Here is a 20,569-nt window from a genome sequence, read left to right as displayed (position 1 = left end):
CCGCGCCTGCCGCAATCTATTTCACTCTTAAACTATTTTTGCCGGCGGGTCTTCAACATCCCGCCGGCATCGTCGAAGATGCCGCCGTCGGCTCCGGCGCCGTCGGTCGGCGCGCTCGCCGGCCGCGACCGCAGCGCCGCGAAATCGGGGGTTTTCGATGATCAAGCGACATCCGCTGAAGGGTGCCAACCGGCTGAAGCTCGGCGTCTTCTCCACCAATGCCGATGGCGGGCTGGCCATCACCACGGTGGAGGAACGCTGGAAGGCCCGCTGGGACGACAATCTCAACGCCGCGCAGATCGCCGACCGAGCGGGGCTCGAATTCATGCTGCCGATCGCCCGCTGGAAGGGCTTCGGGGGCGAGACGCATGCGCGGGAGTGGTCCTTCGAGACCTTCACCTGGGCGGCGGCGCTCGCCGCATCGACCGAGCGGATCGGCCTGTTCATGACGGTCCACGTGCCGGTCATGCATCCGCTCTATGCGGCGAAGGCTCTGGCGACCGTCGACCACATCTCCGGCGGGCGCGCCGGCCTCAACATCGTCTGCGGCTGGAACCCCTCGGAATTCGCCATGTTCGGCGTGAAGCTCGGCGAGAAGGGATACGACCAGGCCGGCGAGTGGCTGGAGATCCTGGAGCGGGCCTATGCCTCGAACGAGCCCTTCGACTATGACGGCACCTACTACCAGCTGAAGCAGGTCGTCAGCCGGCCGGCCAGCCTGCAGGTCCCGCGGCCGGTGACGATGAACGCCGCTTTCGGCGGCCCCGGCCGGGATTTCGCCGCCAAGCACTGCGAATACATCTTCACCACCTTCAGCGAGATCGAGGACGCCGGCAAGCACGTCGCCGACGTCCACGAGCGGGCGGCGAAGAACAACCGGCATGTCGGTCTCTATACGGTGTGCCACGTCGTCTGCCGCGAAACGCAGGCCGAGGCCGACGCCTACTATGAGCGTTATGCGCTGAAGGAGGCGGATCACGCGGCGGTCGAGACCCACATGGCCGGCAAGAAGGAGTTCTCCTCCTCGCACGACCGGGAGGCCTACGACCGCTATCGCCAGCGTTTCGCGGGCGGCGCGGGCAGCTACCCGCTGGTCGGCACGCCGGAGAAGATCGCTGCGGAGATGATCAGGATCTCCGAACTCGGCTATGCCGGCATCGCGCTCTCCTTCGTGAACTACACCTACGAGCTGCCGTTCTTCTGCGACCGGGTGCTGCCGATCCTGCGCCAGGCGGGCATGCGGTCCTAGGAAACGCACGCGGCCGCCGCGACGCGAGGGGTGATCCGCCTCTGCAACAGCCGCAACGCGTATGCCGGACACCCCTCTTCTCCCGTTTTGGAAGAAGGTGCCCCGAAGAGGCGGACGAGGGCGCCTCGCGCGAACGTCTCTGATCAGCGACGATCGCTCTGCGGGCAGGCCTCATCCCCCTGCCGCCCCCTTCTCCGGTGGAGCGGCGGCGGCGTCACCGGGCGATATTCAGGGGCGCCTTGATGCTGTAGGAGCGAAGAGTGTTCGTCGCGGCGCCGCAGCACCGCTTCAGGAGTTTCCGGATGTCCGCCACGCCTTCCCCCGCCCATCACGGCGCGACCGGCCCGGCGCGCTTCAAGCAGGGCATGCGGTGCCTCGCCGGTTCGGTCACCGTCGTCGCGCTGCAGGGCGTCGGCGGCACGCTCCTCGGCGTCACCGCGACGGCGGTGTGCTCGCTGTCGGCCGAGCCGCCCTCGCTGATCGCCTGCATCAACAAGGGCTCGCTGCTCGCGAGCGGCCTCGTCGAGAACGCCCGCTTCAGCGTGAGCATCCTGTCGGAGGGCCAGGAGGACATCGCCAAGGCCTTCGGCGGGCAGAAGGGCGTCGCGGGGCGCGACCGCTTCGCCTATGGCGAGTGGTATCGCAGCGAGCACGACGTGCCGCTCCTCGCCGGCGCCAGGGCCACCTTCGAATGCCGCGTCGCCGGGTTCTTCGACTACGGCACCCACCGCGCCGCCATCGGCCTCGTCACCGACGTCCACATGAGCGAAGACGCGGAGCGCACCCTCGTCTTCGCCGACGGGCGCTTCGGCACGGTCGGCTGAGGCTCGGGATCGGCGGCAGGCCGAAGTGCGCCATTGTCATCCCAAGGATGCCAAGACCACGCCGCCCGAATGCATCAACTTGCCGCCATCTGCAGCCCGCCCGCCTTTCGATCAGGCGGCGACGGATCCGCCGGGCTGCCCGGCCATCTTCGCCAGCGGAAGCGTCAAGGTGGTGCACAGACCGCCCTCGGCGCGGTTGCGCAAGGTGACCTCCCCTCCGGCGTGGCGGGCGAAGTTCTGGGCGATCGTGAGGCCGAGCCCCGATCCGCCGGTCTCGCGATTGCGCGAGGTCTCGACCCGCACGAAGGGGCGGAACACCGTTGCCAGCTTGTCCTCGGGAATGCCCGGCCCCTCGTCGAGGATGGTCATCGTCATGTGCGTCTCGGAGCGCGACAGCGTCACCCGCGCCCTTTCCCCGTAGATCGCCGCGTTCTCGATCAGATTGACGAGGCAGCGGCGCAGGGCGGTCGGCTTGGCGTGGCAGACCAGCTTCGGGCTGAAATGGTCGGGTCCCTCGTAGGAGATCTGGTCGTAGCGATCGACGATGCTGTCGAGCATCGACCAGACGTCGACCATCTCGCTCGGTTCCTCGTTGAACTCCAGCTTGGCGTAGTCGATGACCGAGCGGGCGATCAGCTCGATGTCTTCCAGGTCGTGCGACAGCATGCGCTTGGGCTCGGGATCGTGCAGCATTTCCAGACGCAGCCGCATGCGGGTGATCGGGGTGCGCAGATCGTGGGCGAGAGCGGCGGCCAGATGCTCGCGGTCCTCGACATATTCCCGCAGCCGCGCCCGCATCGCGTTGATCGCGCGCGCGGCGGACCGGTATTCGGAACTGCCGGTCTCCGGCAGCGCCGGGCCGCGCAGGTCGTCGCCGACCAGCTTTACCGCGTTCTCGATGGTCCGGTAGGGCGCCGTCAGCCGGCGGAGCGCCCACAGGGACAGGCCGACGACGATGGCCGCCGTCGCGCCGTACCACGGCAGCGTGCTGGGGGTGAGAACCGGGCTCGCCGGGGTCATCGGGAGCGCGATGTTCAGCCACTGGCCGTCCTTGAACTGGATCGAGGCGATCAGCCGGTCGGTCCTCGAGAAGTCCGACGAAAGCGACTGGAGGCCCCGTTCGACGGCGCCGGCATCGGGATCGGCCTGCGGCGGACCGCCGGTCGAAATGTCCGACCCGTCGGCTCCCTCGCGTTTGACGCGGGCGTCCGTCACGCCGTAGCTGGCGAGCCGCCCGACGAGGAGGTCCTCGAATTCCGCCAGCGCCTCGTCGGCCGGAATCGGATGGGCGATCTGCGGCGTGTCGGACACGTCGAGCGCGTAGGCGGAATTGGAGAGACTCGCGGCCATCTCCTTTCGCTCGGCGGGCGAGGCGCCGGACATGAGCTTGACGAAGGAGGTGGCGCGATCGTCGAGGCGGAAGAACTCGACGATCTTCTCCGAAGCCAGCCGCTCGCGCGAAGCGATCAGCAGCGTCGCCGCCTGGCTGGCGAGAAGCCCGGAAATCAGGATGAGAAGCACCCAGCCCGGCAGCGATCGCGGCAGCAACCGTCTCATTCGGCAGTGATCTCCGGTCCGAACTGATAGCCGCCGCCGCGAACGGTCAGGATGAGCTTGGGCGCGCGCGGATTGTCCTCCATCTTGCGCCGCAGGCGGCTGATCAGGATGTCGACGCTCCGGTCGAAGCTGCGGGCGGGATCGCCGCCGGACATCTCGATCACCTGCTCGCGGCTGAGAACGCGCTGGGCGCTCTGGATCAGCGTGAGAAGCAGGTTGAATTCGGCGGTCGTCAGCTCGACGCGCACGCCATCCGGCGCGCTCAGTCGCCTGCGCCCGACATCGAGCGTCCAGCCGGCGAAGCGGTAGAGCTGCGCCTGCTGGCGCCGGGCGGGTGGCCGAGCGCTGCCGTCCGGCTCCAGCCGGCGCAGCACAGCCCTGATCCGGGCCAGGAGCTCGCGCGGATCGAAGGGCTTGGCGACATAGTCGTCGGCTCCCATCTCCAGTCCGACGACGCGGTCCGTCGTCTCGGTCACCGCGGTCAGCATGATGATCGGCGTGCGTGAGCGGGCCCGGATATCCTGGCAGAGCTGCAGCCCGTTGCGGCCCGGGAGCATGACGTCGAGGATGATCAGATCGAAGCTCGAGCGACGGAGGATCGCCTGCATCTCTTCGCCGTCGCGCGCGACGCTGACCGCCAGGCCGTGGCGGTGGAGAAAGTCCTGGAGGAGCGAGCGGGTTTCCTGATCGTCGTCCACGACGAGGATGCTTGGCTGCGGCTTCACGTCATTCCTTCCGGCGCGGCTTCAGACACGACGTCCGCTCAGGCAATAGCGAACCGGCCCTGCCCCGCCCAGTCTCCCGCTGTGAATTGCAGTGCCAGAAACAATCCAGAAACGAAAAAGCCCGCTTCGGACATATCGCAGAGAAATGCGGCCGTCATAACGGTCGGCGTTGGCTCACCCGAAAGGGCCGCCCGTCCGGGATTTCGAAGCATGCAGGGAGCGAGGCTTTTGACGGTGGTACTGATCGGGACGTTGTCCGTCGTTCTGCAGGCATCGCCCTCCACGGCCCGCCCGGCGGTTTCCCGGTACGAGCGCTGCAACCGGTTCAGTCAGCAACTCGATAAGGCCATCAAGTCCAAGAAACCGTCCCACCGGACCGAAGAGGCGAAGGCTCTTCTGACCAAGGCGAAGCGGCTCTGTGCCACCAAGAGGGAAGCCCAGGGCATGCGTGCGATCGCCGACGGAATGAAGCTGCTGAACGCCAAGCTCGTCGACCCCTGATCGGGCTACGGCCGGTCCACCCATCTGGAGATACGATCATGAAGAAGTCCCTGCTCACCGCCCTCGGCCTCGCCGTCGCTCTCGCCGGTTCGGTCGCCATGACCGACGCTTCGAGCGCCGCGACCACCACCGCGACCAAGCCGGCCGCAACCCACACGATGGCGACCAAGCACCACACCACGAAGAAGGTCACGAAGGCCTGCAAGCCGACCAAGAAGCACGCCTGCAAGACCGTCAAGCACCACGCTTCGAAGAAGATGGTCGCCAAGAAGCCGGTCGCCAAGAAGTCCTGATCTTCCGCTCCCGCGGACACCGTCGAAGGGCTCCGGCTGAAAAGCCGGGGCCCTTCGCTTTTTCGTGCGCGGGCCCCCGCAGCAGGGACGGCGCGGCGGCGCCGGAAGCGGCCGCCGCGTGCGACGGCCGCCGCCCGGCCTCTCAGTCGCCGAGGTCTTCGAGCGCGCTGCGGTTCTTCAGGACGATCCGCCGCGCCGCGGGCAGCGCGATCAACCGGTCGCGCTCGAACTGCGACAGCGTGCGCGACACCGTCTCGATCGTGAGGCCGAGATAGTCCGCGATGTCCTGGCGGGTCATGGCGAGCTCGACGCTGCCGTCGTTCGCCGAGCGGCGGCCAGCCATGTCGATCAGGAAGGCGGCGAGCTTCTGGGCGGCGCTGCGCCGGCCGAGCAGCAGCGAATGATGCTGTGCCCGCATCAGGCACTGCATCGCCAGGGAGAACACGGTGCGTGCCGTCTCGCCGTCGTCGGCAAGCGCCGCCTGGCCGCGCCAGCGATAGGCGATCACGGTGCAGTCGGTCACCGCTTCGGCCGACAGGCCGTGCACGCCGCCGATCTCAAGGCCGAAGATCTCGCCCTCGGCGTGGAAGCCGTCGATCTGGCGGCGGCCGTCGCTGAGGAACTTGCAGGTCCGCACCGTCCCGCTAACGACCTTGTAGAAGGAGCGGACGTCGTCGCCCTCGGCATAGATCTCGCTGCCTTCGGAAAAGCTGAGAACCTGCCCGGCCAGCGGCAGACCGGCAACGTCGCCGCGGGCATCCGCCTGGCGGGCGAAGCCGGACGGGCCGACATTTGTCGCCAGATGCCGAGCGGCGGGGACGGCGGCTTCGGGGAAGGCGGCAATGGCGGTCTGCATCGGAAGGTTCCTCTCGGGTTCCGTGTCGTTCGATGCATGGAGGTGTAGCTGCCGCCCGGGCCGGCCGAAATTCGGTTTGCTCCTAAGTAATTCTACGTAGCGGCTCGAAGCCGGTCTTGCCCGGCGGGGCGCCGGCCCGGCGAAGCCGCCCTCGCCTGATGCCGCCGTCAGACCGCGGACGCCGACGCCGACGCCGCAAGCACGCGAGCCTTGGCCGCCTCGCGTGCGGCGATCGCCGACAGAAGCTCCGCCATCGCGGGCGGCCCCGGCGGGGACGCCGCCTCGCGCTCGCCTGCGAGCAGCGCCTCGACCGCGGTATCGAACCGCTCCGCCGCCGCCTGAGGCACCGGATCGTCGGGCAGGACCGTGTAGACCGGGGCGATGCCGCTGCGTCCCTTGACGGCGATCCGGTCGACGAGGAGCGGCGTCAGCGCCGGGCGGATCCGCTCGGCAGTCGCCGCACCGATCAGCAACGGGACACCGCAGGGCTTGGAGGACGATTCCAGCCGCGACGCGTAGTTCACCGCGTCGCCCAGAACCGAATAGTCGAAGCGCCTGGCCGATCCCATATTGCCGACGACGCACGTCCCGGTGTTGATCCCGACGCCGATCTTCAAGGTCGGCGCCGCCTCCCCCAGTTCGGCGCGGAGTTCCGCATTCAACTGCTCGACCGCAGCCAGCATGCCGAGTCCCGCCGTCACCGCATGGACGGCATGGTCGGCATCGTCGAGCGGCGCGTTCCAGAACGCCATGATGCAGTCGCCGATGAACTTGTCGATGGTGCCGCCCTGCTCGAGCACGGCCTCCGAGAGCGGTGTCAGCAGACGGTTGATCAGGCGCGTCAGGCGCTCCGGCTCGTCCTTCATCGATTCCGCGAGCGCGGTGAAGTTGCGGATGTCGCTGAAGAGGATCGTCAGCTCCCGCTTTTCGCCGCCGAGCTTCAGCGCCGACGGATCCTGCGCCAGGCGCTCGACGAGTGCCGGTGCGAGGTAATGACCGAAGGCCCGCGTCACCTCGCGCCGCATGCGCCGCTCCTCGGTGACGTCCCGCGCGGCGAGCGGAACGAGGACGGCCGCGACCGCGACCGACGGCGCCAGCGGCGGCAGGAAGACCCGCAGGAACTCCAGGCAGAGGAGGCTGATCAGGAAGACGGCGAGCACAAGGGCGAAGCCGCCCGCCAGCGTCCAGAGATCGGCCGACCGATAGGCGAGGAGACCCGCGAGCGCGGCGAACAGGACGGTGACGAGCACGGTTTCCAGCGGTCCCGTCCAGCCGATCGCGAGATTCCGGCGCAGATTGTCGAGGATGGTCGCCTGCATCTCGACGCCGGGAACCAGCATGCCGGTCCGGGCGGTATAGGACGTGGCGAAGGTGTCGGCGCCGCCCGTTTCCGCGGCCACCGACATCTGCAGACTGCGCCCCACGAGGACGATCTTGTCCTTGAACGTGCCCGGCGGCAGGAACTGCGCCGGTTGCAGCGCCTGATAGTAGGAGACGGTGGGATAGGTGCGGCCCGGCCCCATGGGCTGGATCAGGCGGCCGGGAACGACGCTCGGCGGCGCGCTCTCCGGTTCGGAGGCACGCAGCAGCGTCGCCGCAAAACCGTCGGCACGGGCCGGAATGCGACGCATGACGTTGTCGCCGTCGAGCGGCACGGAGGCGAGCCCGACGCGCGCGCCCGCGGCGATGAACTGCGGCAGCGGCTCGGTGCGCACCAGTTGCACCATCTGCGGCGTTTCGACGACGCTCTCGTCGGCCGCCAGCACCACGTCGGGCCCGAGCGCGGCCGCGAGCGCCGCATCGGCGGCCGGCTGCGAGGATTCGGCGAAGACGAGGTCGAGGCCGATCGCCTTCGCCCCCGCCTTCCGCAGCGCCTCGACCAGCCGGGCGTGAAGATCGCGCGGCCAGGGCCATTGCAGGCTGAGTTCGGCGAAGGAAGGTTCGTCGATGGCGACGATGACGATGCTGTCCGGCTTGGCCGCCAGGCGGCTCATGGCCGGGGGCGAGAGAGTGACGAAGGCGTCGAACACCCGCGCCTCGACGAGGCGGAACGCCGGCCAGAGCGACAGTGCGAGGCCGAGGCAGGCGGCAAGGGCGACCAGGCCCGAGGTCTGCACCACCCGCCGGCGGCGCTGCTGCATGGCCATCAGAAGCGCGCCGTGATCTTGGCGCGAATGGTGCGCATGGCGGTCGGCACGGAGGGCGCAACTTCGACAGCCTCGTCGAAGACGTTGTAGACGCCGAACTCCGTCGCGAAATGCCGGTCCGGCGTCTCCCAGCTGCCGAAGACGTCGGTGACGAAGGCGTGGTCGAGCGTGTCGCCGGCGACGTTCGACGGCCGGTCTCCGATATAGGTCTCGACGGCAGTCAGCTTCAGCCGGTGCGGATTGACATAGGTCAGCGCCAGGCGGCCGCTCGTTTCCGGAACGAAGGGCAGCTGATCCTCCGTCCCCGTCACGTTGCCGCTCGACCAGGTCCGCGCCACCGTGGCGGACGCGCCGATCCCGCCACCGAACCAGATATTCGCGGTGGCGCCCAGCCGGTCGATCCGAGCCTGCGGAATATCGACGCTGTTGACATAGCTCGGCGGGCTCAGCGTCAGGCCGGTGATCTCCTGGTGCTGGTAGTCGATCGCCGAGAACAGCCAGGGGGTCCATTCGCTGTCCCAGTGGACGATGGAGGAGTCCACCCGGTCCGTGCTGTCGGGCAGGACGTTGGAGCGAAGGCCGAGAATCCCGATCGGCGCCAGCGTGTCGTCGTCCTCGCCGGGCCGCTCGCGCAGGAAGGCGGCGCGGATCCACTGGCCGTCGAGCGGCATAAGGGCAACGCCGACGCGCGGATCGACCGACGTGGAGTCGTCCCCGGTGGTCGACCTGTCGGTGGCGAACAATACGCCCTCGAACTTCAGCCAGTCGGAGGCTTCGACGACACCGTCGACGAAGGCCCGACCGACATCGGTGCGGATCGTCGCCTGGCTGTCGCGGACGACCACCGGTCGGCCGAACACGTCGGCAACGATGTGCTGGGTCGCGTTCTGGTCGGTCCGCGAGAACTCGCCGCCGTACTTCACCGTCAGCCAGTCGAACCCGATCGCGTGAGACACGCTGACCTTGGCGCGGTCGATGCTGCCGTCACTGGAGTAGCTGGCGGGAAAAATGCCGTAGATCGGGTCGAAGCGGTTGTAGTCGTAGGCGGCGGTGTCGTGCGAGCCGAAGACCGCCACGTTGAGCACGTTGTGGTAGCCGAGGGTGTGGCTCCATCCGAGAAAGCCGGTGGCGCCGCGCCCCGTCGACGCGTCGTCATAGGTCGTCGTCTGGGTCGGCAGCGCCAGCCCCCCGGAACTCCAGGCGGCCGTCCCGAAGCCGACGATCCGGTCGTACGGCGTCGGCTGGACGCCGAAGCCGAGCGTCAGGCTCGTCGAGCGTTCCGGCTGACGGGCGAAGGACGGATCGAGGATATCGGTGTCGACGGAGGCGAGCAGCGTGTAGGGCAGCGGCTCGTATCCCAAGGACTGGAAGCTCGCACCGCCGAGCCCGCCCCAGTCGCCATCGGTAAAGGTGGCGCCGCCGGACACGTCGAGCTCGGTGAAGGGTGCGGGAATGAAGGCCGGGCGAAGTTTCGAGCTCGCCAGCGCCATCGGGTCGAGCAGCAGGCCCTGCGCCAGAAGGGAGTAGGCGCGGTAGCCGCTCTCGGCCTCGACGTTCGGGACATCGCGGGCCCGGCCGAGCAGGACCGGCGAGGATCCGCCGGAGATCACCTGATCGAAATAGCCGCTGGAGTCGAACGGGTCGAAGACGACGTCGCCCCAGTAGCGGCCCCAGGCATCCAATGACAGGAGCCGGTAGGCGCTGCCGAGCACGGAACCCGAATCGCGCGTCGACTGGATCGATGCATAGTCGCCGCCGCGCGCCCGGGTGCGCTTGACCGACTCCTCGGCGAAGCGGATCGCTTCATCCGCCTGGTACTGGTCGATCGCCAGCGCCGCCCGGTACTCCGCGGTGATCGGATCGTTCTTGTCGAGCCGGTCGGCGTTCTCGAAGGCCTGCTCCGCCAGTTCGATCTCGCCACGCGCCGCATGCGCGGCACCGAGCGCCAGAAGGCCGTTGGCGAGCGCCGGATTGGCCGTCGTCGCGCGCAGGAAGCTGTCGAGTGCCCCGTCTTCGTCGCCGGTCATCAGCTGCTGGCGGCCGCGCACGAACTGGCCGACTTCGAAGGAGGGATCGTCGGCGATCGCGGCGTCGATCTGCGCCCTCGCCTCCTTGACCCGCCCCTGGTCGAGAAGCGCAATGGCGTAGTTCGCCTTGGGGGTCGGGTCGCGAGGCGCAAGCGCGATCGCCCGGCGGAAGGCCTCCTCCGCCTCCCGATCGGCGCCGCGATCGCTCTGGATCAGGCCGAGGTCGTTCCACAGATCGGAATTGCCGGGCGCCTCCTTCAGGCCGGCCTCGATGTCGGCGAGCGCGCCCTTCCGGTCCCACTCGACATTGGCGCGATAGTTGGCGCGCGCCGACAGCACCTCCGGATTATCCGGCTCCAGAGCGACGGCCCGGAGCATGGCGGATTTCGCCGTGTCGAAGTCGCTCGCCGCATAGGCGATGCGCGACAGCAGCGATTGATACAGCGCGTCGTCGTGAAAGCGCGGCTCGGCGCGCTTCATGATGGCGTTCGCCTCGCGCGGGGACTGGAGGAAGGCCGCGGTGACCGCCTCGCCGACCACCGACATCCGATCGTTCGGATCGGGCCGTGGCGGCGGGACCGCGTGCTGGGGCTCGGCCAGCGACCGCGCGAAATAGAGCTGGTAGGTCGTCGCCACCCGCCGTTCGCCCCGAAGATGCGGCAGCGCCCGCTTGAACAGCCGGACCGCCTCGCCGGTGCGGCCGGAAGCGATCGCGATCATTGCCTCGATCCGCATCAGGCGCGCGTCTTGTTCCGGCGTCAGCCGAACCTTGCGCGCCTGCACGGCCGCCGCAGCGGCAGCGGCATAGCCGTCCCGGTCGAGGGCGATCTCCGCGGCCAGCACGCGGTCGGCCGGGCTGCGCGCCGACGGCGGCACGGCGGCGAGACGCTGCCGCTCGCGGCGAACCTCGGCGTTCTTCAACAGCAGCGTCGGGAACTCTGCGACCACCTCCCGGAGCGACAGGTTGATCAGCATCTGCTCGTGGACGTCGCTCGAAACGATCAGGACCTTCGTCGGCGCCGAACCGAGAGTCGCCGCCGCCGCCTCGCCCTGGCGCACCCGGACGGACCCTTGCGGATTGCTGAAGTCGACGACGCCGTCGAGAACGTTCAGGGACGTGTGGTCGCCGTCGACCCGCATCGTCCAGTCGGTGCCGCGAATCGCCGCGGTCGCCGCGGCGGTTTCGACGAAGACGCCGGTCCCGCCGCGCGCGGCCCGGGCGAAGATCTGGCCGGATTGCAGGACGAGCCGCGTGTCCCCGTTCGGAACCTGCTCCTTGACGATCAGGGTGGAGTTGCGCCCGACGCGGACCTGCGTCTGGTCGGAAAACAGGATGGCGATCTGGCCGCTGGCATTGGTGCGGATGACGTCGCCGGACTTGACGTTCTGGAGGACCTCGAGGCCGCGCCACGACGGCTTGTCGACGAACTCGATTTCCTCGCCCACCCGGGTCGCGATCACCGAGCCGGCCGCCGGCGCGCTTCGAGGAACGGGATCTGCCGCCGCGATCGATGAACTCAAGGCGGCCGCGGCGGCCGCGAGGAGACGCAACTTCCAATGCATCGAGACGCGTGTCTTCCGAAACGTTTCGCCATGCATTCAGTGGGGCGGGGGAAGAGTCAAGAAGCTGACCCTAGGTGACGAACACCCGCAGTGCCGGCACGCGCGATTGCGCGTATGACGTAGCCGCGGCGCCACAGACGAGGCCGCCGCTTTACGGCAGAAGAGCGCGCCCGGCCGAGATGTCCGGCCCATCCCAGCGGAGACCAGAATGTCCGACCGGCACTTCGATCACCTCGTCGAGGCGAACCGCATCTTCGCCGACCAGATCAAGACGGCGGACCAGAAGGCGGCCTACATCTTCACCTTCGTCCTCGCTCTGGTCGTCTGGTCGGCCGAGACGCGCCGGGCGTTCAGCTGGGAGCACCTGGCGTCGGCGCATCTGCTGTCCCTCGCCGCGACCATGCTGCTGCTCGGCTCGATCGCCGTGGCGCTGATCGCGGCGATCTGCGTCGTGCTGCCGCGCTCGCGCCCCGGCCGCAGCGTGCTCTTCTGGGGCGCCTGGCCGGCAGCCGGCGAGCGGCTCGAAGCGGCGCGCGAGCGCGGCGATTCGAGCTTCGTCTACGACGACTATCTGCAGAACACGACGACGCTCGCCGCGATCTGCCAGGCGAAGTACCGGCTCGTCAGGCTCGCCTTCCGCTCGATGATCTTCGTCGTGACGAGCTACGGACTGCTGCTTGTGATCGGTTGATTGATCGGCTGACCGCGGCCGGCATGGAATGACACCGGCCGTGCCGCGCCGCGAAGCGTTGGGGCACGGCTCGGAGTTGCGCCCTTAGCGGCCGTTCAGCGCGCGCGGCCGGCAGCGGCGTCGAGGCTGACGAGGCCGGGGCCCGCGAAGACGATGAAGAGAAAGACGAAGCAGTAGAGGATCGCAGCGTCGCCGCCGTTGTTGACCGGGAAGGGCCCGTGCTGCGCATGGACCATCCAGTAGGCGAAGGCCATCTCGCCCGAGCAGATGAAGGCGGCGACGCGGGTGAACAGGCCGAGCACGATCAGCGCGCCGCCGACGAGCTCGATGATGCCGGCCGCTCCGCCGAGCGACATCAACGCCGGCGCGGCATGATCGCCGAGGGGGAACCCGAGCAGCTTCTGCGTCCCGTGCTCCATGAAGATCAGCCCCGCGATGACGCGCAACAGGCTGAGGGCGTAGGGGGAATATCGTGAAAGCGTCATGCCTCGTCTCCGCGTCCGGCGTTGGACGCGGATGCTTAGGCGGCTGCCGAGACGGATGTCACGCCGCTCCGCGTTGACTGATCGTCCAGCGCGATATGCCGTTGCGTCGCCTCTTGCCGCTGGCCGCGCGCTTGCCAGCTCCCTACGTTTCGATCTATCCGGGCCGTTCCTGAAAATCTGGCTGAGCCTGAGGCTTCTCGGATGTCGACTGCCGAAAAATCCTTCCCCGTGTCGTGGGATCAATTCCATCGCGACGCCAGGGCGCTCGCCTGGCGCCTCGCCGGCGTCCGCTCCGACTGGAAGGCGATCGTCTGCATCACCCGCGGCGGCCTTGTGCCGGCGGCGATCATCGCCCGCGAACTCGGCACCCGGCTGATCGAAACGGTCTGCGTCGCGTCCTATCACGACTATGCCGAACAGGGCGACCTGAAGGTCCTGAAGGAGATCTCGCCCGCGCTTCTGCAGGACGAGGGCGACGGCATCCTGATCGTCGACGACCTGACCGACACCGGCAAGACCGCCGGGATCGTGCGGGCCATGCTGCCGAAGGCGCATTTCGCCACCGTCTACGCCAAGCCGAAGGGCCGGCCGCTGGTCGACACCTTCATCACCGAGGTCAGCCAGGACACCTGGATCTTCTTCCCCTGGGACCTCGGCCTGACCTTCCAGGCGCCGATCGGCAAGGGGACGGCGGGCTGAGAGGGGACAACCGGCTGGCCAGTCGGATGCTGAAGTCACCTGGACGACGCCGCTGACGGAATGCGGCGCCTGACCGGTTTTCAGCCCTGCAGTTCGGCGAAAACTCGCGGCAGCATCGCCGCCAGGTCCTCCGAGATCAGGCCGGGCCCGAACAGCTCGGCCGCCCGGCCATGCATCCACGCCGCCGCCGCCGCGGCTTCGAAGCTCGGCGAGCCCTGCGCCAGCTGCGCGGCGACGATCCCGGTGAGGACATCGCCGGTGCCGGCGGTGGCGAGCCAGGGCGTGCCGGTGGCATTGATCGCCGCGCGTCCATCCGGCGCCGCGATGACCGTGTCCCGCCCCTTCAGGACGACGACCGCCCCGGACCGCTCGGCCGCCTTGCGCGCCCGGTGGAGCTTCGAGAGAGCCTCGTCGCCGGAAAGGTCCGGAAACAGCCGCTTGAATTCCCCCGCATGCGGGGTCAGCACCAGGGCCGGCTCGCCGGAAGCGCGCGCCGAGGCCTTCTGGGCGGCCTCGAACAGCGTCTCCGGCTCGTCCTGGAACGCGGTGATGCCGTCGGCATCGAGAACCAGCCGCCGGTCCGCGGAAAGGATCGCCCCGGCATAGCGACGGGCGCCCTCGCCGGCGCCAAAGCCCGGCCCGAGCACGAAGGCGTTGAAGCGGGCGTCCTCCAGATGTCCGGCGAGTTCCTCTGCGTCCTCGCAGCGACGCAGCATGACGGCGGTCAACTGCGCCGCATTGATGAGAAGCGCCGCGCCCGGGCAGAACACCGTTACCAGCCCCGCCCCCGCTCGCAATGCCGCCACCGCCGCCAGCCGCGCGGCGCCGGTCTTCGACGCCGGACCGGAGAAGACGACGGCATGGCCGCGGTCGTATTTGTGACCGGCCGCGGTCGGAAAACTGAGGCGGTGCCGCCACAGCGCCGGCTCGTTGGCGAAGGCGCGCGGCGCGATCTCGCCAAGCACCGACGGCGATATTCCGATGTCGGCGACGACGGTCTCGCCGCAGAGGCTTCTCCCAGGCTCGAGAAGATGCCCCGGCTTGCGGCGGAAGAAGGTCACCGTCAGGTCTGCCCGCACGGCCGGCCCGAGCGCCTGCCCGCTGGCGCCGGCGAGGCCGGAGGGAAGGTCGATGGCGACCACCGGCGTTGCGGACGCGTTGACCATCTCGATCGCTGCCGCCGCCGCTCCCTCCACGGCGCGCGAGAGGCCGGCGCCGAAGAGGCCGTCGACGACCACATCGAAGTCGGCCGGTTCGAACGCGTCGAGCGGCGCGGTCTCGCCGTGAAAGCCGCCGGCCGCGATGGCGGCGTCGCCGGTGAGGCTTTCGCGGGACGCCAGCGCGAAGACCGTCACCGCCCTTCCCCGCTCCTGCAGCAGCCGGGCAGCGGCCCATGCGTCGCCGCCGTTGTTGCCGGGACCGGCGAGCAGCGCCACCCGCCGCGCCTGCGGGAACCGGCTGAGAAGCGCGTCCGCCACCGCACCGGCGGCCCGCTCCATTAGCACGATTCCGGGCACGCCCCGCTCGATCGTCCGTCGGTCGGCCGCCCCCATCTCGTCGGGGGTCAACAAGACACAGGCAGATGCATCATCTTTCGGCATGGAGACTGCTCACTTCGCGATCATTCTGCATTTATTCCGGGCGGCAGGTGACAGGCTTTCGGCTCTCATGTAGCTCTCGTCGCAGTCGCATACAGGCGCCGCCTGCTGCTGGATTGGCTTTCCTGCGCCGGTTTGGCATCATGCGCCCGGGAGTTCTCGCCTGCCAGTCACCTGCGGACTGTTCCGAACCCGTCGCGAATGCGGACACGTCTTGGCACGGCACGTGCTTGAGCGCGTCTGACGGGCCGGCGGTCCGTGACGGGGACAAGACCAACAAAGGAATGTCGATGAAGAAGGTCGAGGCAATCATCAAGCCGTTCAAGCTGGATGAGGTGAAGGAGGCGCTGCAGGAAGTCGGCCTGCAGGGCATCACCGTCACCGAAGCCAAGGGTTTCGGCCGCCAGAAGGGCCATACCGAGCTCTATCGCGGCGCCGAATACGTCGTCGACTTCCTGCCCAAGGTGAAGGTCGAGGTGGTCCTCGGGGACGACGCGGTCGCAGCGGCCGTCGAGGCGATCCGCAAGGCGGCGCAGACCGGGCGCATCGGCGACGGCAAGATCTTCGTCTCCAACATCGAGGAAGCGATCCGCATCCGCACCGGCGAATCCGGTACGGACGCGATCTGATCGCGATCCGCCTCTCTCCATCGTAACTGACGCCACAACAGGAAGGGTTGCCATGACGACCGCCAACGAGATTCTGAAGCAGATCAAGGACAACGACGTGAAATTCGTCGACCTGCGCTTCACCGATCCGAAGGGCAAGACGCAGCACGTCACGATGGACGCCTCCGTCGTCGACGAGGACATGTTCTCGGAAGGCTCGATGTTCGACGGCTCGTCCATCGCCGGCTGGAAGGCGATCAACGAATCCGACATGGTGCTGATGCCGGATCCCGAGACCGCCTACATGGATCCGTTCTTCGCGCAGTCGACCATGGCCGTCGTCTGCGACATCCTCGACCCGATCTCCGGCGAGGCCTACAACCGCGACCCGCGCTCGACCGCCAAGAAGGCCGAGGCCTACCTCACCCAGTCCGGCACCGGCGACACCGCCTATTTCGGCCCCGAGGCCGAGTTCTTCATCTTCGACGACGTCCGCTTCAAGGCCGATCCGTACAACACCGGCTTCAAGCTCGACTCGACCGAGCTGCCGTCGAACGACGACACCGAATACGAGACCGGCAATCTCGGCCATCGCCCGCGCATCAAGGGCGGCTACTTCCCGGTCCCGCCGGTCGACTCGTGCCAGGACATGCGCTCGGAAATGCTGACGGTGATGGCCGAGATGGGCGTCTCGGTCGAGAAGCACCATCACGAGGTGGCTGCCGCCCAGCACGAGCTCGGCATCAAGTTCGACACGCTGACGCGCAACGCCGACAAGATGCAGATCTACAAGTACGTGATCCACCAGGTCGCCAACGCCTACGGCAAGACCGCGACCTTCATGCCGAAGCCGGTCTATGGCGACAACGGCTCGGGCATGCACGTCCACCAGTCGATCTGGAAGGGCGGCAAGCCGACCTTCGCGGGCAACGAATATGCCGGCCTGTCGGAGAACTGCCTGTTCTACATCGGCGGCATCATCAAGCACGCCAAGGCGCTGAACGCCTTCACCAACCCATCGACCAACTCGTTCAAGCGCCTGGTCCCGGGCTTCGAGGCGCCGGTGCTGCTCGCCTATTCGGCCCGCAACCGCTCGGCCTCCTGCCGCATCCCATTCGGCCAGTCGCCGAAGGCCAAGCGCGTCGAGGTCCGCTTCCCCGACCCGACGGCGAACCCCTACCTCGCCTTCTCCGCCATGCTGATGGCCGGCCTCGACGGCATCAAGAACAAGATCCATCCGGGCTCGGCCATGGACAAGGATCTCTACGACCTGCCGCCGGAGGAGCTGAAGGAGATCCCGACGGTCTGCCGGTCGCTGCGCGAGGCGATGGAGTCGCTCGACGCCGACCGCGAATTCCTGAAGGCCGGCGGCGTCTTCGACGACGACCAGATCGACGCCTTCATTGACCTGAAGATGGCCGAGGTGCTGCGCTACGAGATGACGCCGCATCCGATCGAGTTCGACATGTACTACTCGATCTGAGGCTTCGGTCGGCTCGTCCGGCCGGCAGTGCTATCCTCGAGGGGCGTCCGGCAACGGGCGCCCCTTTTTTCGGTTGGACCGGCGGCGGGCACTCCGGCAGACGGCGGCATGACGACGACCCGATGCAGCAGATTTTCGTGGAAAACGGCTCAAATCGTCCGGGTTGCGGTCCCCGGCAAGCCGGGCGGCTTGAAGAACATTTCGTGAAAGTATAGCAAGGGGCCATGATCGCGGCGCAGCATGAGACCGGTTCGAGGACACGAGGAACGTTGATTCGATGAGCGACGACCTGTTTTCGGGCAACGCCGCGCGTCAGTCCCGCACGCCGAAGGCCGCCTCTCCCGTCCGCAAGCCTGCCGCCTTCGAGCCGGGCGCCGACTACACCGCCGCCGACATCGAGGTGCTGGAGGGGCTGGAGCCGGTCCGGCGCCGCCCCGGCATGTATATCGGCGGCACCGACGAGAAGGCCGTCCACCACCTCTTCGCCGAAGTCATCGACAATGCGATGGACGAGGCGACGGCCGGACATGCCAACTTCATCGAGGTATCGCTGGAGGCCGACGGGACGCTTTCCGTCTCCGACAACGGCCGCGGCATCCCGATCGACCCGCATCCGAAATATAAGAACCGCTCGGCGCTCGAAGTCATCATGACGACGCTGCACGCCGGCGGAAAGTTCGATTCCAAGGTCTACGAGACCTCCGGCGGCCTGCATGGCGTCGGTGTATCGGTCGTCAACGCGCTCTCCGAGCACCTCGAGGTCGAGGTCGCGCGCAATCGCAAGCTCTACCGTCAGACCTATTCGCGCGGGATCGCCACCAGCGAACTGCGGGAAGTCGGCGAAATCCAGAACCGCCGCGGCACCCGCGTTCGGTTCCGGCCCGACCCGCAGATCTTCGGCGCCGGCGTTTCCTTCCGCCCGGAGCGGCTGTTCGCCATGGCCCGCTCCAAGGCGTATCTCTTCGGCGGAGTCGAGATCCGCTGGTCCTGCGACCAGAGCCTGATCGACCCGGCGGGTCCCGTGCCGGCGCGCGAGACGTTCCACTTCCCGGGCGGGCTGAAGGACTATCTGGATTCCACGCTCGGCGCAGAGCACCGGGTGACCTCGCAGATCTTTGCCGGACGCACCGAGAAGGTCTCGGGCCACGGCGCCGTCGAATGGGCGGTGAGCTGGACGCCGGAGGACGGGTTCGTCCGTTCCTACTGCAACACCATCCCGACGCCGGAGGGCGGCACGCACGAGGCGGGCCTCCGCGCCGTCTTGCTGCGCGGCATCAAGGCTTTCGCGGAAGTCTCTGGAAACAAACGCGCTTCGATCGTCACCGGCGACGACGTTATGCAGACGGCCTCGGCCATGCTGTCGGTGTTCATCCGCGAGCCGGAATTCGTCGGACAGACCAAGGACCGGCTGGCGACGGTCGAGGCGCAGCGCATCGTCGAGCAGTCGATGCGCGACAGCTTCGACATCTGGCTCGCCTCCTCGCCGCAGGACGCCGCCCGGCTGATCGACTGGGTGGTGGAGCGCGCCGACGAGCGGCTGCGCCGCCGCCAGGAGAAGGAAGTCAGCCGCAAGACCGCGACGCGTAAGCTGCGGCTTCCCGGCAAGCTGGCGGACTGCTCGCAGACCGGGGCCGCCGGCGCCGAACTCTTCATCGTCGAGGGCGATTCGGCAGGCGGCTCGGCGAAGCAGGCGCGCGACCGAAAGGTCCAGGCGATCCTGCCCTTGCGCGGCAAGATCCTCAACGTCGCCAGCGCCGGGCGCGACAAGCTGACGGCGAACCAGCAGCTCGCCGACCTCATCCAGGCGCTCGGCTGCGGCACGCGCTCGAAGTACCGGGACGAGGACCTGCGATACGAGCGGGTCATCGTCATGACGGACGCCGACGTCGACGGCGCCCACATCGCCTCGCTGCTCATCACCTTCTTCTACCAGGAGATGCCCGAGTTGATCCGCAAGGGTCACCTCTTCCTCGCCGTGCCGCCGCTCTACAGGCTGACGCAGGGCGGCAAGACCGCCTATGCCCGCGACGACCGCCACCGCGAGCAGCTGATCGCGCGCGAGTTCAAGGGCAAGGGCAAGATCGAGGTCTCGCGCTTCAAGGGTCTCGGCGAGATGCTGCCCGGGCAGCTCAAGGAAACCACGATGGACCCGAAGAAGCGCACGCTGCTTCGCGTCGTCATGGACGAGGCGCCGGAAGCCGGCACGTCCGGCGCGGTCGACGCGCTGATGGGCAACAAGCCGGACCTGCGCTTTCGCTTCATCCAAGAGCGGGCGGCCTTCGCCGAAGACCTCGACATCTGAGGAGCGCTGCGCTTCGGTCACTTCGCGGTCTGACCGCCCGTTCTGCGGTGCGTGTCGGCGTCTCGGCAGGCGCGAAGCAGCGTCCGGGAGATCGAAAGGCTCCGGCTGCGGGTCGCGGGCTTCCCGTTCCTGCTGTAAGAAGACGCTCCGAAGGCCGGCTGCGCGTCGGCCGACCCCGCATTCTGACCACCGTCGTCCGGAGATGATCCCGATGTTGTACCTATCGCGCGTCCGCCTCGCCGGTCTTGCCGCAACAGCTTCGCTGCTGGCTGCCGGCCCGGTTCTTGCTCAGCAGGCTGAAAAGCCCGCCGCGCCGGCTTCCGGTACCGCGAAGATTGAGACCGTGCAGACGCCGGCCGGTGCGGCGCCTGCCGCGCCCGCTGGGAGCGGTACGGCCACCCCGAAGGCCGCCGAAGCGCCGGCGAAAACCGGCGCTGCCGCCGCTCAAGCAACCACGGCCGTCGGGACGCCGGCGGCGAAGTCCGAGACGGCCGACACCGGCGCGATGACGAAGACGGTCGAGACCCTGCCGGTGATGATCCAGGACGTCCAGATCGTCGGCCCGTGGAAGGACGGCGACAAGGAGGGCGTCTGGCGCACGATCATCGCGCAGCCGGATGGCGACTCCGGCAAGTCGCACTTCTTCATCCAGCAGATCGAGACCGACGGCAACGAATACAAGCTGCTCTCGACCACCGAGATCAAGGAGATCTCCAATGTCGACGGTTCGATCCTCGGCTATCGCGCTGACGATCCGAGCGACGTCGACCCGAACAGCCTGATGCTGTTCTTCGAAATCGTCCCGGCGGGGGCACAGATCTCGGAGACCTACGAACTGCGCTTCCATCCGGGCAAGCCCTACACCTTCGGACCGTCCACCAACTGACGCAGTGCCGGCTCGATCGGCGGTCGAGCCCGCCCGCGGGCGGCTCGGCGCATCGAGGGTTCGTCGGGCGCCCGG

General features: G+C 68.1%; 17 protein-coding genes. 10 read left to right on the top strand and 7 right to left on the bottom strand.

Annotation, left to right across the window (positions count from 1 at the left end):
• Positions 1 to 157 precede the first annotated feature (157 nt).
• Together AB5S17_RS15880 and AB5S17_RS15875 are read left to right on the top strand one after the other, a co-directional pair.
• Positions 158 to 1,249, top strand: coding sequence for an LLM class flavin-dependent oxidoreductase (locus tag AB5S17_RS15880; RefSeq protein ID WP_369241081.1), 1,092 nt, complete (start codon positions 158 to 160; stop codon positions 1,247 to 1,249).
• Between the two features lie 302 nt (positions 1,250 to 1,551).
• Positions 1,552 to 2,073: a flavin reductase family protein gene (locus tag AB5S17_RS15875; protein ID WP_369241079.1), complete on the top strand. Its 522-nt coding sequence runs from the start codon at positions 1,552 to 1,554 to the stop codon at positions 2,071 to 2,073.
• A gap of 111 nt (positions 2,074 to 2,184) precedes the next feature.
• Here AB5S17_RS15875 and AB5S17_RS15870 read toward each other — a convergent pair whose 3' ends face one another.
• Positions 2,185 to 3,630, bottom strand: a complete 1,446-nt coding sequence (locus AB5S17_RS15870; RefSeq protein WP_369241077.1) for an ATP-binding protein — start codon at positions 3,628 to 3,630, stop codon at positions 2,185 to 2,187.
• On the bottom strand, positions 3,627 to 4,355 hold the full coding sequence (locus AB5S17_RS15865) for a response regulator (protein WP_369241075.1): 729 nt from the start codon (positions 4,353 to 4,355) through the stop codon (positions 3,627 to 3,629). The genes AB5S17_RS15870 and AB5S17_RS15865 overlap by 4 nt, the downstream gene beginning before the upstream one ends.
• Before the next feature lie 228 nt (positions 4,356 to 4,583).
• Here AB5S17_RS15865 and AB5S17_RS15860 point away from each other — a divergent pair, with 228 nt between their 5' ends.
• Together AB5S17_RS15860 and AB5S17_RS15855 are read left to right on the top strand one after the other, a co-directional pair.
• A complete protein-coding gene (locus AB5S17_RS15860; protein ID WP_369241073.1) occupies positions 4,584 to 4,856 on the top strand; it encodes a hypothetical protein in 273 nt (90 codons plus the stop codon).
• 38 nt (positions 4,857 to 4,894) lie between these two features.
• The gene (locus AB5S17_RS15855) at positions 4,895 to 5,149 is read left to right on the top strand and encodes a hypothetical protein (RefSeq protein WP_369241071.1); all 255 of its coding nucleotides are present in this window, start codon (positions 4,895 to 4,897) and stop codon (positions 5,147 to 5,149) included.
• Positions 5,150 to 5,291: 142 nt separating this feature from the next.
• On the opposite strand, the gene AB5S17_RS15850 is transcribed toward AB5S17_RS15855, so the two are convergent.
• From AB5S17_RS15850 to AB5S17_RS15840, 3 genes are all read right to left on the bottom strand, one after another.
• The gene (locus tag AB5S17_RS15850) at positions 5,292 to 6,005 is read right to left on the bottom strand and encodes a helix-turn-helix domain-containing protein (RefSeq protein WP_369241069.1); all 714 of its coding nucleotides are present in this window, start codon (positions 6,003 to 6,005) and stop codon (positions 5,292 to 5,294) included.
• 167 nt (positions 6,006 to 6,172) lie between these two features.
• The gene (locus AB5S17_RS15845) at positions 6,173 to 8,152 is read right to left on the bottom strand and encodes a CHASE2 domain-containing protein (protein ID WP_369241067.1); all 1,980 of its coding nucleotides are present in this window, start codon (positions 8,150 to 8,152) and stop codon (positions 6,173 to 6,175) included.
• Positions 8,152 to 11,742 (bottom strand): FecR domain-containing protein, encoded by a 3,591-nt coding sequence (locus AB5S17_RS15840; protein WP_369241065.1) that lies wholly within the window; start codon positions 11,740 to 11,742, stop codon positions 8,152 to 8,154. Before AB5S17_RS15840 ends, AB5S17_RS15845 begins: the two co-directional genes overlap by 1 nt.
• A gap of 208 nt (positions 11,743 to 11,950) precedes the next feature.
• On the opposite strand from AB5S17_RS15840, the gene AB5S17_RS15835 reads away from it, so the two are divergent.
• Positions 11,951 to 12,433 (top strand): Pycsar system effector family protein, encoded by a 483-nt coding sequence (locus tag AB5S17_RS15835; RefSeq protein ID WP_369241063.1) that lies wholly within the window; start codon positions 11,951 to 11,953, stop codon positions 12,431 to 12,433.
• A gap of 95 nt (positions 12,434 to 12,528) precedes the next feature.
• Here AB5S17_RS15835 and AB5S17_RS15830 read toward each other — a convergent pair whose 3' ends face one another.
• Positions 12,529 to 12,918: a DoxX family protein gene (locus tag AB5S17_RS15830; protein WP_369241061.1), complete on the bottom strand. Its 390-nt coding sequence runs from the start codon at positions 12,916 to 12,918 to the stop codon at positions 12,529 to 12,531.
• Positions 12,919 to 13,119: 201 nt separating this feature from the next.
• Here AB5S17_RS15830 and gpt point away from each other — a divergent pair, with 201 nt between their 5' ends.
• Entirely contained in the window at positions 13,120 to 13,617 is a 498-nt protein-coding gene (gene gpt / locus AB5S17_RS15825; protein WP_369241059.1) for a xanthine phosphoribosyltransferase, read from the top strand.
• Positions 13,618 to 13,697: 80 nt separating this feature from the next.
• On the opposite strand, the gene AB5S17_RS15820 is transcribed toward gpt, so the two are convergent.
• Positions 13,698 to 15,218, bottom strand: a complete 1,521-nt coding sequence (locus AB5S17_RS15820) for an NAD(P)H-hydrate dehydratase (RefSeq protein ID WP_369241057.1) — start codon at positions 15,216 to 15,218, stop codon at positions 13,698 to 13,700.
• Positions 15,219 to 15,505: 287 nt separating this feature from the next.
• On the opposite strand from AB5S17_RS15820, the gene AB5S17_RS15815 reads away from it, so the two are divergent.
• From AB5S17_RS15815 to AB5S17_RS15800, 4 genes are all read left to right on the top strand, one after another.
• Complete coding sequence (locus AB5S17_RS15815; RefSeq protein ID WP_369241055.1) at positions 15,506 to 15,844, top strand: P-II family nitrogen regulator; 339 nt, start codon at positions 15,506 to 15,508, stop codon at positions 15,842 to 15,844.
• 52 nt (positions 15,845 to 15,896) lie between these two features.
• Complete coding sequence (gene glnA, locus AB5S17_RS15810; protein ID WP_369241053.1) at positions 15,897 to 17,306, top strand: type I glutamate--ammonia ligase; 1,410 nt, start codon at positions 15,897 to 15,899, stop codon at positions 17,304 to 17,306.
• 277 nt (positions 17,307 to 17,583) lie between these two features.
• Positions 17,584 to 19,608 (top strand): DNA topoisomerase IV subunit B, encoded by a 2,025-nt coding sequence (gene parE / locus AB5S17_RS15805; RefSeq protein WP_369241051.1) that lies wholly within the window; start codon positions 17,584 to 17,586, stop codon positions 19,606 to 19,608.
• A gap of 505 nt (positions 19,609 to 20,113) precedes the next feature.
• Positions 20,114 to 20,494 (top strand): hypothetical protein, encoded by a 381-nt coding sequence (locus tag AB5S17_RS15800; RefSeq protein WP_369241049.1) that lies wholly within the window; start codon positions 20,114 to 20,116, stop codon positions 20,492 to 20,494.
• Positions 20,495 to 20,569 lie beyond the last annotated feature (75 nt).

Source organism: Jiella sp. M17.18 (assembly GCF_041027365.1).
Lineage (GTDB): Bacteria > Pseudomonadota > Alphaproteobacteria > Rhizobiales > Rhizobiaceae > VKMB-3413.
The sequence above is the reverse complement of the archived record's forward strand: the minus strand, read 5'-3'. Positions and strand labels throughout refer to the sequence as shown.